Origin of the sequence: Alcaligenes sp. AB3 (genome assembly GCF_031844565.1) — a bacterium.
Taxonomy (GTDB): Bacteria; Pseudomonadota; Gammaproteobacteria; order Burkholderiales; family Burkholderiaceae_B; genus Alcaligenes; species Alcaligenes faecalis.
This window is the reverse complement of sequence record NZ_JAUZVM010000008.1, coordinates 96,794-109,642: the sequence shown is the minus strand read 5'-3', so window position 1 is coordinate 109,642 and position 12,849 is coordinate 96,794. Positions and strand designations below refer to the sequence as shown.

Sequence of the window (12,849 nt, the reverse complement as noted above, 5' to 3'; positions counted from 1 at the left end):
CACTGCTGGTTTGAATGATTCCTGGCCGTCCTGGGGGCGGCCAGTTTTTTGTCTGTTTCTTTTGCTGGACGCTCCATGGCTCTGCGCGCAACGATTTATAAAGCTGAACTTAATGTGGCCGATAATGATCGGGCCTACTACGGCAGTCATACCCTGACGCTGGCCCGTCACCCCTCCGAGACCGAAGAGCGTCTGATGGTGCGTTTGCTGGCTTACGGTTTGTATGCGCAAGCGGACGAAGCCCTGAGCTTCTCGCGCGGGCTAAGCGACTCGGACGAGCCCGCCCTGTGGGAGCATGATCTGAGCGGCAATCTGCTGCATTGGCTGGAAGTTGGCCTGCCGGACGACAGACGTCTGATCAAGGCCAGTGGCCGTGCCGAAAAAGTGACGGTGCTGGCCTATGGGCGCAACGTATCCGTCTGGTGGAGTGGCATCAAGGACAAGATCAGCCGCGCCCGCAATGTACAGGTCTATGCGTTGGATGCTGCCGGGACCGAAGCGTTAGCGGCCCTGGCCGAGCGTGGCATGACCATCAATCTGAATGTTCAGGACGGCACGGTCTGGGCCAGTAGCGACAAAGGCGAAGCCACTATCGAAGTCAGCCACCTGAATGCTGCCGCTTGATATGAGCCAGCAGCTCGCTGCGAAATAAAGTGGCCGCTGGCGCAAAGAGCATTGAGGTAGCTCCCTTGAAATCGGCGTATGGTTGCACTCAGGCTTAGCTTCTACGTCAGGGTATCAAACAAAAAGGGCACCTCGAATGAGATGCCCTTCAAGTACCGATCTATAACTCTTACAGCCCAGCCAAACGCCCCAACACCTTATCGCGCCCAACCAAAGCCAGCACAGCATCCACCGCAGGCGTCTGCTTCTGCCCCGTCACAGCCACCCGCAAAGGAATAGCCAACTTGGGCATCTTGACCTCATGATCGGCCAGAACCTGCTTGATCAAAGCAGCCAGATTCTCCGTATTCCACTGCGGCAAACTAATCGCCTTGCTGGCAAAGTCCCGTAGCAAAACACGCGCTTCCGGCGTCAACACCTCGGCCATCAGCTCATCGCTGGCAGGCTCGAAAGGACGGCAGAACAACAAAGCACCTTCAGCCAGCTGATTCAAGGTCTCGGCGCGGTCTTTCAACAAACCCATGATGCCGGGCAAATCCTGACCATCCGTCTTGCCACCCAAAGCCTCAATACGAGGCGCCACACGCTCGGCCAGATCCGCATTGTCGCTGGCCTTGATGTAATGGGCATTTACCCAGTTCAACTTCTTGGGGTCCCACTGCGAAGCCGACTTGCTCAGACTGCGCGTATCAAACCACTCTACCAACTGCTCGCGAGTGAACAGCTCGTCATCACCATGACTCCAGCCCAAACGGGCCAGGTAATTGATCATGGCTTCAGGCAGATAACCGTCCTTGTCGTAATCCATGATGCTGACCGCACCATGACGCTTGGACAGCTTCTCGCCATCAGGACCCAGAATCATGGGCACATGACCGTACTCGGGCAAAGTCGCGCCCAAAGCCTGCAAAATCACAATTTGACGTGGCGTGTTGTTCACGTGATCGTCCCCGCGAATCACATGAGTGATCGCCATGTCCCAATCGTCCACCACCACGCAGAAGTTGTATGTAGGCGTGCCGTCAGGACGGGCAATGACCAGATCGTCCAGCTCGCTGTTATCAAAGCTGATGCGGCCCTTCACCATATCGTCCCAGCTGGTCGCGCCGGACTGCGGGCTCTTGAAACGAACCACAGGCTTGCGGTCAGCCGGGATGGCAGGCAATTGCTTGCCAGCCTCAGGACGCCATGTACCGTCATAACGAGGCTTCAAGCCTTGTACACGCGCCTTTTCGCGCATGGCTTCCACTTCCTCGGGACTGCTGTAGCAGTAATAGGCATGACCGTCTTTCAGCAACTGGGCGATAACCTCGCGGTAACGATCCATGCGCTGCATCTGGTAGAACGGACCTTCGTCCGCATCCAGGCCCAACCATTGCATGCCATCCAGAATGCCTTGCACGGCCTCGGGGGTGGAGCGCTCCAGATCCGTATCCTCAATACGCAGCACAAAAGTGCCTTGATGATGACGGGCAAAAGCCCAGGAAAACAGTGCAGTGCGCGCGCCGCCCAGGTGCAGATAACCAGTGGGCGAGGGGGCAAAACGGGTACGGATGACGTTGGAAGTAGACGTGCTCATAACTTGTGTGTGGCCTTGACCTTGGGAAGCCCGCATACGGGACCGAATCTGCGTATTTTAACCCAGCGCGTCAACTAAGAAAGAACCGCTGCGCAGAAGTGTCCTAATGGCCGCTTTCTGTCTTGAGCTGATCGAACTGACGCACCAGCTCCGCCAGCGAACCGGCCTGCATTTTTTGCATCACGCGTGCGCGCCGCACTTTGACCGTAACTTCCTTCACATCCAGCTCGGCAGCGATCTGCTTGTTCAGCAGGCCTTGTACCACCCGCTCGAACACATCGCGCTCGCCCGCGTTCAGGCTGTCCCAGCGTTGCTGCAAGGTCAGGCGGGTTCTGGCTTCTTCCTTGCGCTGCGCGTCAGCGGCCAGAGCCGACTGCACGGCATCAATCAGGGCCTGATCCACAAACGGTTTAGTCAGAAAATCCCAGGCGCCATGCTTGATGGCCTTGACCGCCATATGAATATCGCCGTGGCCCGTAATAAAGATGACCGGCATGTGCAGCCCGCGCGACTCCATCTGCAAATGAAAGTCCGTGCCGCTTTGCTCGGGCATGCGCACATCCAGCACCAGGCAGGCGGGGGCCTCGGTTAAAGGGTGCGCCAGAAAGTCCCGCGTAGAGGCAAAACTTAGCGCGTTCAAGCCTACGCTGGCCAGCAAATCGTCCAGGGCAGCGCGAACGGACGGATCATCATCAATGATGTAGACCGTGGGCGTGTTCAGAGAGGAGTCCAGATTTTCTGTCATGGCGCCAAAGGTAAGGTGAAATGAAAGGCAGCACCGCCATCAGGCTGGTCAGTCGCCCAGATATGGCCGTTATTGGCATCAATAATGGTGCGGCTGATGGTCAGACCCAGGCCCAGACCGCTTGCCTTGGTGGTCCAGAAGGTATCAAACAATTGGGACAACTGCGTGCCCGACAGGCCGGGGCCATTGTCCTTGATGGAAAACAGCACCTTGTTGGCTTGCGGCTTGTCGCCGGGCAAGAGGCTGGTCTCTATGGTGATATGAGCCGCATGATAGTCCGAGGGAGGTGACAGGGCTTCGATGGCATTGAGCAGCAAATTGGCCATCACCTGCTGCACCTGAACCCGGTCGGCAAAGACTGGGGGCAGATCGGACTGCAAGGCCAGACGCAGATCAATATGCTGACGTCGCATCTCGCCACCGGACAGGCTCAGCAGCTCGGTCAAGGCCAGGTTCAGATCAAAAGCGCTGCTGGTCGGTGCTTCGTTACGGGTAATACTGCGTACCCGGTCCAGGACATCTTTGGCGCGCTGGGCGTCGTACACAATCCGCTGTGCGGCAGCCTGTGCCTTCTCCACATTAGGAGGCGAGGCCTCCAGCCAGCGCTGACAGGCACCCGCGCTGCTGTTGATGGCGGCCAAAGGCTGGCTGACCTCATGGGCAATGGAGGTGCTGAGCTGCCCCAGGGTAGTCAAACGGGACAGGCGCAGCAAATGCTCGCGTGTTTCATGCGCTGCTGCCTGCACGGACTTGAGCTTCAGCCCCAGATACGAGGTGATGGCGATGGCAATAATGCTGATGCCGGTATTGACCAGGCCCACATCGTAGTCGCCCGAGCGGGTCAGGGCGAAACTGATGACAGTCAGCACCATGCTGATGCTGGTCAGGGCAATCACCTGTCGGGCGGACAGGAAGCGAATCGCTATCAGCAGCAGCGGAGTATGAAAGACCGCGGCAGCGATAGCGTAGTTGGTGACCGTATCGGCAATAAAGACCAGTGCCATCAAGATGCAAATGCCGGTCAGGGCCAAGGCTCGGTACGTTTTGCTCGATAGGAAGCGAAGGGGTGGTGTCATATCTGTCGTGTATGGGCCAGGCTGCAGGATCGTGTCTGTAGTGTGGCCATCATATACCCGAGGTTCTGCCAGAATGCGCTTCAAGGCCGGGCCTGCCGGAAGGATTTCCGGAAGGCCTGACTTGTCAGGCTTAGAACCATTGGCCAAAGCGGCGGATGTACAACATTTTCATACCCTGTGCGACCAGGCAGTACGCCAGCAAGGTGCCGATCAGCCAAGGGAAGTATTCCCAAGGTAGTGGCTGCAGGCCCACCATGGCGCCCACGCCAGAGAAGGGCAGGTAAATGCCAACAGCGGCAATCAGGAAGGTCATCAGCATCACAGGCAGGGCTGCCGTGCTTTGGATGAAAGGGATCTTTTGCGTACGCAGCATATGCACGACCAGTGTCTGCGAGAGCAAGCCCTCAATAAACCAGCCGGACTGGAACAGCGATTGCAGTTCGGGCGTATTCGCTCCAAAGACGTACCACATCAAGACAAAGGTAGTGATGTCGAAGATGGACGAGGTCGGGCCAATCCAGATCATGAAGCGGCCAATATTCTTGGCATCCCATTTGCGGGGCTTGCGCAGAAAGTCCTTGTCCATGCGGTCCCAGGGCAAAGCCAGCTGGGAGATATCGTAGAGCAGGTTCTGAATCAGCAAGTGAATGGCCAACATGGGCAGGAAGGGGATGAAGGCACTGGCTACCAGCACCGAGAACACATTGCCAAAGTTGGAGCTGGCCGTCATGTTCAGGTACTTGATGATATTGCCAAAAGTCTCGCGGCCTTTGATCACGCCTTCTTCCAGAACCAGCAGGTTCTTTTCCAGCAGGATGATGTCTGCCGACTCCTTGGCAATATCCGTGCCGCTATCGACCGAAATACCCACGTCGGCATCGCGCAGGGCGGGGGCGTCGTTGATGCCATCACCCAGGAAACCGACGGTATGACCATTGGCCTGTAGCGCTTTGAGCACACGCGATTTTTGCAGGGGAGTGAGCTTGGCAAAAACTGAGTGACGTTCGACAGCGCAACGCAGATCGGGGTCTTGCATCAGCTCGATCTCGGGGCCGAGCAAAGGCTTGCCGGGCTCCAGGCCTACTTCACGGCAGATTTTCGCGGTAATGATTTCGTTATCGCCGGTCAGGACTTTCACAGCCACACCGTGCTCGGTCAGGGCGGCAATCGCTTGGGCAGCACTTTCTTTGGGTGGGTCCAGGAAGGTCAGCAAGCCTTGCACGGTCATCTCGCGTTCGTCCTGGGCCTCGTAACGGCTCTTGGCCTGTTCGACAGGAATGCGGCGAGTGGCGATCAGCAAGACACGGAAGCCGTCCGAGTTGTAGCGGTAGGCCATTTTCAGCAGACGGGCACGCTGCTCGGTATCCAGTGGCAAGCGCTGATCACCGTCTTGAACGTGGGTGGCAATGCTGAGCATTTCTTCCACCGCACCCTTGCAGACCATGAGCTGTTCGCCCCGCGGGTTTTGTACGACAACCGATAGGCGACGCCGCACAAAGTCAAAAGGCAGTTCGTCTATCTTGCGGTAGGAGCCGATGGCTTGCAGGGCAGAGGGTGTTTTCTCGGCAAAGCGTAGCACGGCCTGATCCATCAGATTTTTCACACCGCTTTGGTGCAGGCTGTTGAGCAGGGCCAGTTCCAGAATGCGTGGGCTGTTGCGATCATCCAGACCCAGATGGTGCTCCAGAATGATGCGGTCTTGTGTCAGGGTGCCGGTCTTGTCGGTGCACAGCACGTCCATGGCACCAAAGTTCTGGATCGCGTTCAGACGTTTGACCACCACCTTGTTCTTGGCCATGGCCACCGCGCCTTTGGCCAGGTTGGAGGACACAATCATGGGCAGCATTTCAGGGGTCAGGCCCACGGCAACGGCCAGTGCGAACAGGAAGGCTTCGGTCCAGTCGCCTTTGGAAAAACCGTTGATCAGCAGCACGATAGGCACCATGACCAGCATGAAGCGAATCAGCAGCCAGCTGACGCTGTTCACACCCCGGTCAAACGAGGTCTCGGCGCGCGAACCCACAATGGCCTTGGCCAGCGATCCAAAATAGGTCCTGGCGCCGGTGGCAATAACGACGGCCGTGGCTGTGCCGCTGACCACGTTGGTGCCCATAAAGCACATATTGTTCTGTTCCAGCACGCCGGCCTGGGAGCTGGACGCCGTGGCACTTTTGCTGCTGACTGCGCTAAAGACATCGTACTTTTCGACAGGCAGGGCTTCACCCGTTAGAGCCGCCTGGCTGACGAACAAGTCTCGGGACTCTATCAAGCGCAAGTCTGCCGGAATCATGTCCCCAGCCGACAGGCGCACAATATCGCCGGGCACGATCTGGCTCATGGGGATTTCGCGCATGACTGTGGCGCTGGACACGGTAGAGCGTCGTTGCACGCTGGCGGTGGTACGTACCATGGCTTTCAGGGCCTGGGCGGCTTTGCCTGAACGATATTCCTGCCAGAAACGCAGCAGGCCGCTTAATGTGACCATGACCACAATAATCAGCACGCCGGTGTAGTCCACTTCTTCGCCCGAGCGCATGGGCAAAATAATGTCGGTGACAGCACTGACGGCGGCCAGCACCATCAGGACCGCAATAAAGGGATTTTTAAAGGCCAGAGCCAATTGAATCAGGGCGTGGGCGGGCTTGTCCCGGGCGACCTCGTTAGGGCCGTATTCGGTCAGACGGCTCAAGGCTTCGGCGTCGGTCAGGCCGTTCAGATTGGCTTGCACAGAGGCCAGAGTCGTCTCCAGGCTAAGCCCGGTTTCGGTGGCCGTGCGCAGCTTGGCGTCGTGGTCCACTGAACGCAGTGGCGGACGGTGTTGTTGAATGCTCATGTAATGCTCCTGGGGTACAGGCGTGACCATGCCGCCCGTCCCAAAAGACGGGCGCAGCAGGTCCTGCCGACCGGTTTCAGGGTCGGCAAACTAAAGGTAAGAACAAGCGGATTTAGTTGGCGTCAGGCCAGCGTTTAGTGGCTGGGCAAGCTGTAGCGCCACACTCGCGCTGAGGGTGGTTTGTCACTGTCTGCAATCCAGTGAATTTCTGGTTTGCGACTGGCCGTGTTGATACGCCAGGCAATAGCGGGACGGCGACTGGGGGTAGTGCGCTCGCGTGGGCAATGTGTGGCAAGATGCGAACCCGATGAGCTCAGGGGCCGAATCGGTCCAGTATGAATAATGCGGTGCATGGTTGACTCCTGATCGTGCTGCGCAAGCCACATCAGCAGACAACCCGGTAGGTCAGTAATGTCTGAGGGGCCTGTGCAGCATCTTTCTTCGACTGTCGTCGCTGGACATAGTGTGTTTTTCCTGTCAGAGAGAACGAAAGGTGCTGCTTTCCGAACGGATGTTATTTTACGGTCTGCAAGCCGCTTTGCGACTGGCTTTGAGCCGTTTTTACCCAGGCATTGGCGTATGGCCGCTATACGAAAGTATATGAATGGTCCTTTGCGGGGTAAAAATCGGCGACATGATGCAAGACAGAGATAGCCGGCCAAGTCTCTTTTATTTGTAGACAGCTGTGCTTAAGATGAGGGAATTCATTATTTTGGTGTGTGGTCTTCTTATGGCGGAACAATCATGGCAGCCCTAAGGCATCGTCTGACAGCATTGTTTGAGCCCCGTTCGGTGTTGGTCGTTTCCACCTTGCCCTTGCCCCTGATCAACGAGATGCCAGCCCGATTGGCTGGACGGATCACGCAGGCACGGATTACGGCCACGCAAGTGCTGGTGCCCGATCGTCTGGAAGGATTGACCGATACACAGCGTCTGGATCTGGCGCTGGTGTGTATCGAGCCGGTGCGTTTGCCGCAGGCTCTGGATGCCATTCGAGTGCACAAGCCGCGTGTGGTTCTGCTCCTGCCTTCGAATCTGGCTTCCCGCGATCCCATGGAAGACATGGTGTATGCGCGCTCCTGGGCCCGCATCAATAATTGTCTGGTGCTGGGGCCGCGTGCCTTCGGAATACAGCGGCCACATCTGGGCATCAATTTAAGTCACGAGCCGCAAATGGCATTGGCGGGCCGCGTGGCGCTGGTGTCCCAGTCGCGCTCCATTACCTCGGCCTTGATGGACTGGGCTGAAGATGTCAGCCTGGGTTTCTCCGCCATTGTGTCGGTAGGGGACGAGGCTGTTATCGACGTGCCCGAGGTGCTGGAGTATCTGGCCATGGACCCGCGCACGGACAGTATTGCGCTGTATCTGGAACACACGCCTGCGTCTCGCCGTTTTACCAGTGCCTTGCATGCGGTGGCGGCTGTCAAACCTGTGGTGGTCCTGAAGGTAGGCGGCCAGCGTCAGCAGGGCGAGGCCCACGAGGCGGTATTCAATGCCTTGATGCGGCGCGTGGGGGCGGTGCGCATCCGTTATTTTGTGCAGCTGTTCTCGGCCCTGAAAGTGCTGGTGTATACCCGTCGTCCCAAAGGGCGGCGTATTGCCTTGTTTTCCAATGGGAACGGCGCGGCGCAGATGGCCCTGGATGTACTCGGTTCGGATGCGGCGGTGACGTGTCCGGAGTTGTCGCCCTCGACCCAGCGGGCGCTGGATAATCTGCTGGCGCCTGGCGACCAGGTTCAGAACCCGGTGGTGACCTATGTGCCGCTGACGCCCATGCGTATCGACTCGGTTATTTCTACCTTGCTGGACGATAAGGATATCGACGGGGTGCTGGTCTTGTTGACCCCGGACCCTTTGGCCGATATGCCGGCGGTATCGCGTGAGTTGGCCATGTTGTCGGCCAGTGCTCGCAAGCCCATCATTACCTGCTTGATTGGGGATGCGGATATGCGGCCCCTGCGTCATCTGCTGGATGGGGTGGGGACACCGGCTTTCCGTACCCCGGACACGGCGGCCAATGCCTTTGATCTGCTGGCTCGCTATCACTATAACCAGCACTTGTCGCAGCAAACCTTGCCGCCTTTGCCGCTGGGCACCTTGCCAGAGGTGGAGCCTGCTCGCGAACTGGTGCGCCAGATTCAAAGCGAGCGACGCGAGGCCAGTGAGCAGGAGTGTCGTGATTTGCTGCGCTACTTCCACGTGCCTGTGGTGGACTTGCGCGTGACGCACGATCAGGGAGAGCCTGATCCCGATGTTCCGCCCATGGGCCTGCGTTTTGAGACCGATGACAAGCTGGGCCCTTACGCCGTGTTTGGTGGAGCCGATCACGCGGATTGGCTTTCCTCATCCTATCCGGCGGTGGAACTGCCACCCTTGAACCGCTATCTGGCACGCCAGTTGGTAGAGCGTAGTCCTTTGTGGCGCAAGAGCCTGTCCTCGCAATTGACGCCTTTGGTGTTGACGCAGCTGTTGCAGGTGCTGGAGCGTTTGTCGGACTTGATGAGCGAGCTGCCCGGTGTGCGTCGCGTGGTGCTGGACCCCATCATGGCGGGCGAGAACAGTCTGTATATCAAGAGTATTTCGATCTCGTTGAGCAAGCAGTCCATGCTGGTGCTGCCCGAGACAGCGGGTTATCGCCATATGGCGATTCACCCCTACCCGCGTCACATGATTGAACGGCGTCAGTTCAAGGACGGGCAGCGCTGGACCTTGCGCCCCATCCGCCCCGAGGATGCCGAGGCCCTGCAGACCTTTATGCGTGGTCTGTCGGACGAAAGCCGCTACATGCGCTTTGTGTCCATGCTGCGCGAACTGACACCACGCATGCTGTCCCGCTACACCCGCATCGACTACGACCGTGAGCTGGCCTTGATCGCGACCGTGCGTTCACCCAACCCAGATAACCGTAACCATCCGCGCGACGAGATCATTGGCTTTGCCCACTATCTGCGTAATGGTGATGGTCGAGGGGCGGAATACGCCCTGGTCATTGGGGATGCCTGGCAGCGGCGCGGTCTGGGCGTCACCTTGATGGAGGCGCTGATACAGGCCGCCGCTGAGCAGGGGCTGACCTATATAGACGGTTATGTGCTGGCTTCCAATGCGCCCATGCAAGCCTTGATGAAACGTCTGGGCTTTCAGAACGACGCCGACCCGGAAGATCCCAGCATGCGTCGTGTCTGGCTGGATCTGGGCGAAACGCGCCGATCGGACTGATTTTCAGGCTGTATCAGTCCATAAAAAAACGCCACTGGATATCAGTGGCGTTTTTCTTGCACTTCGCCTGCCAGGCAATCGCTTTTGCAGGCGCGAAGCTTACTTCAGTACCTGCTTCAGAAACTGGCCAATCGCGCTGATTTCTTCTGGGCAAACAGCGTGGGGCATGGGGTAGACATTCCATTGCACCTGATAGCCCATGGCTTCCAGCTGCTGACGGCTGGCTTCGGCACGGGTAAGCGGTACGACCGGGTCCATGCTGCCATGCGCCATGAAAATAGGCGTGTTCTGATTGGCCTGATGACGTTCTTTTTCCACCGCAGCGGCCAAGGGCAGGTAACCGGACAGGCAGAGCATGCCAGCCAGGCGTTCGGGCAAGCGCAAGCCGGTTTGCAAGGTCATGGCACAGCCTTGCGAGAAACCGGCCAGCACAATGTTTTCTGTAGGTATGCCGCGAGCGTTTTCACGGGCAATCAGATTCTGCACTTCGATCTGCGATTGGCGCAGGCCGCTTTCGTCCTCGTGACGCACCAGGTCGGCAACATAAATGTCATACCAGGAACGCATGGCCATGCCGCCGTTAATGGTGACGGGCTGGATGGGGGCGTGCGGGAAAATGAAACGGATAGCGGGGGCGTTTTGCAGGCCCAGCTCTGGCACGATAGGGGCAAAATCGTGGCCGTCTGCGCCTAAGCCATGCAGCCAGATAACGGCGTGCTGGGGATTGGCACCGGTTTCAATTTCAATCGACTCAAGCAGAGGGTTCATGCGGACTCCGAAAGATCTACCAAGGTCTTGATGTACTGGTACAGGGCGCGGTAGTGCTTGCGTTGTGGATCCTGGCCTTGTACCAGTGTGGAATTTTTCTCCGCTTCTTTGCGTGCGGCACGAATCAGGGTGCGCAATTGCTGGATATCGGCGCCGGAAAATTCATTCATGAATTCGGTCAGAGCGTCGTCATCACGCAACAACAGGTCGCGCAAGGCTTCCAGCCTGTGCATGGCGCGGGTGTCTTCCTTGGAGCCGTTTTCCCAGACGTCCAGTTGTTTCAGGATCGGTTCGGGATCCACATTGCGCATCAGCTTGCCCACATAGTGGATTTGACGGCGGCGTCCTTCGCGGGCCGTCGGGCTGATGCGCTTGGCATCCTTGATGGCGGCCATCAAGGACTCGCCCAGATCAAGTTGTTTGAGTCGGTCGTCCGAGAGCTCGATCAGGCGTTTGCCCAGGTCGAGCAGAGCGTGCATTTCGCGTTTTACCTGCGATTTGCTGGGGCGGTCGTAACCGTTTTCATCGATTTCAGTGCGTGGACGGGCCATAAGAAGTGAAATAGCAAAGATTGTCGCCAATTGGCTATGATAACCGCCTAACCCTCAAAGAGTAGCAATGAGTCATCCAACTATTTCCCAATTGTCGATCAGCGCCAATCAGTTCCAGTTCTGCGAATTGGTGGACGAGGCGCTGCGGCATGCCAAAAAACTGGGCGCCAGTGATGCTGCCGTCGACATTTCAGAAAACAAAGGTCTGGCCGTCTCCGTGCGCCAGATGGAATTGGAAACGGTAGAGCAGACGCAAGACCGCTCCTTGGGTGTGACCGTGTTTGCAGGCCAGCGCAGTGGCTCGGCCTCCACGTCGGACTTTTCGGTCAAAGCACTGCGTGAGACCGTGGAAGCCGCCTGGCATATTGCCCGTTATACCGCTGAAGATCCCTTTGCCGGTCTGCCTGAAAAGGACATGCTGGCCCAAACCTATCCCGATCTGCACTTGCATCATCCCTGGATGCTGGATGCCGACCAGGCTGCCAAGCTGGCCATCCGTGCCGAGCAGGCTGCGCTGGAGTTGAGCCCCCTGATCAGCAATTCCGAAGGCGCGTCAGTCGATACGCTGGAAGGGCATTTTGTGATGGGCAACAGCCGTGGTTTTCTGGGGGGCTATCCCTACAGTCGCCACTCGCTCAGCGTCAGCCCCATTGCAGGCAAGGGTGACAATATGCACCGCGACTACTGGTACAGCAGCTCGCGTGATCCTTCGCGTCTGGCCAGCCCCGAGTCGGTGGGGCGCTACGCGGCCGAGCGAACCTTGTCGCGCCTGTCCGCGCGCCGGATTCCTACGGGCCGCTACCCGGTTTTGTTCGAGGCTCCTTTAGCCGTGGGCTTGATTGGTTCCCTGGTGCAGGCGACCAGCGGCTCGGCTCTGTATCGCAAAACCAGCTTCCTGCTCGATAAGCTGGGCAAGTCCGTCATGGCCAAGCACATTGATGTGCTGGAGCGCCCGCATCTGGCAGCGGCCATGGGCAGTGCACCATTTGATTCGGAAGGGGTGCGCACCTGCGACCGTGATGTGGTGCGCGGCGGCGAGCTGAAAGGCTATTTCCTGTCCTCTTACGCCGGTCGCAAGCTGGGCATGCCTTCCACAGGGAATGCCGGTGGCTCGCACAACCTCTTGCTGAGTTCGCGTCTGACTCGTCCCGAGGACGATCTGGATGCCATGTTGAAGAAAATGGGTCGCGGGCTGCTGGTAACCGAGCTGATCGGTCAGGGTATTAATTACCTGACCGGCGATTATTCGCGTGGCGCCTTTGGTTACTGGGTGGAAAACGGCCGTATTCAGCACGCGGTGGAAGAAGTGACCATTGCGGGCAATCTGGCCGAGATGTTTGCGCAGATTGTGGCCGTGGGTGCCGATACCTTTGCGGCCGGCTCCAAACGCACAGGTTCCATCCTGATCGAGCAGATGTCGGTGGCCGGTTCCTGATTTCTGCTGCCTGGAAAATTTG

Annotated in this window: 10 protein-coding genes; 3 read left to right on the top strand and 7 right to left on the bottom strand. The window is 58.0% G+C overall.

The genetic code is table 11. The features are described 5' to 3' along the window. Nucleotides 1-75 precede the first annotated feature (75 nt). Entirely contained in the window at nt 76-624 is a 549-nt protein-coding gene (locus Q9R35_RS15285; RefSeq protein WP_063691452.1) for a YaeQ family protein, read from the top strand. Between the two features lie 169 nt (nt 625-793). Here Q9R35_RS15285 and gltX read toward each other — a convergent pair whose 3' ends face one another. From gltX to Q9R35_RS15260, 5 genes are all read right to left on the bottom strand, one after another. Further along, nucleotides 794-2,203 carry a glutamate--tRNA ligase gene (gltX, locus tag Q9R35_RS15280; RefSeq protein ID WP_009460641.1) on the bottom strand — a complete coding sequence of 470 codons (1,410 nt, stop codon included), beginning with the start codon at nt 2,201-2,203 and terminating at the stop codon, nt 794-796. A gap of 103 nt (nt 2,204-2,306) precedes the next feature. Further along, on the bottom strand, nt 2,307-2,948 hold the full coding sequence (locus Q9R35_RS15275) for a response regulator (protein ID WP_311220079.1): 642 nt from the start codon (nt 2,946-2,948) through the stop codon (nt 2,307-2,309). Then, nucleotides 2,945-4,024: a sensor histidine kinase gene (locus Q9R35_RS15270; protein ID WP_042486387.1), complete on the bottom strand. Its 1,080-nt coding sequence runs from the start codon at nt 4,022-4,024 to the stop codon at nt 2,945-2,947. The genes Q9R35_RS15275 and Q9R35_RS15270 overlap by 4 nt, the downstream gene beginning before the upstream one ends. Before the next feature lie 130 nt (nt 4,025-4,154). Next, on the bottom strand, nt 4,155-6,887 hold the full coding sequence (gene mgtA, locus Q9R35_RS15265) for a magnesium-translocating P-type ATPase (RefSeq protein ID WP_404977957.1): 2,733 nt from the start codon (nt 6,885-6,887) through the stop codon (nt 4,155-4,157). 104 nt (nt 6,888-6,991) lie between these two features. Next, nucleotides 6,992-7,210 (bottom strand): hypothetical protein, encoded by a 219-nt coding sequence (locus Q9R35_RS15260; RefSeq protein ID WP_270117190.1) that lies wholly within the window; start codon nt 7,208-7,210, stop codon nt 6,992-6,994. 391 nt (nt 7,211-7,601) lie between these two features. Between Q9R35_RS15260 and Q9R35_RS15255 the strand changes: the two genes are divergently transcribed. Continuing rightward, nucleotides 7,602-10,073, top strand: coding sequence for a GNAT family N-acetyltransferase (locus Q9R35_RS15255; RefSeq protein WP_063689925.1), 2,472 nt, complete (start codon nt 7,602-7,604; stop codon nt 10,071-10,073). Between the two features lie 99 nt (nt 10,074-10,172). Here Q9R35_RS15255 and Q9R35_RS15250 read toward each other — a convergent pair whose 3' ends face one another. Further along, nucleotides 10,173-10,841, bottom strand: coding sequence for an alpha/beta hydrolase (locus Q9R35_RS15250; RefSeq protein WP_035270496.1), 669 nt, complete (start codon nt 10,839-10,841; stop codon nt 10,173-10,175). Beyond that, entirely contained in the window at nt 10,838-11,392 is a 555-nt protein-coding gene (gene yjgA, locus Q9R35_RS15245; protein WP_042486381.1) for a ribosome biogenesis factor YjgA, read from the bottom strand. Before yjgA ends, Q9R35_RS15250 begins: the two co-directional genes overlap by 4 nt. Before the next feature lie 67 nt (nt 11,393-11,459). Here yjgA and pmbA point away from each other — a divergent pair, with 67 nt between their 5' ends. After that, nucleotides 11,460-12,827 (top strand): metalloprotease PmbA, encoded by a 1,368-nt coding sequence (gene pmbA, locus Q9R35_RS15240; protein WP_063689914.1) that lies wholly within the window; start codon nt 11,460-11,462, stop codon nt 12,825-12,827. The last annotated feature ends 22 nt before the right edge of the window (nt 12,828-12,849 follow it).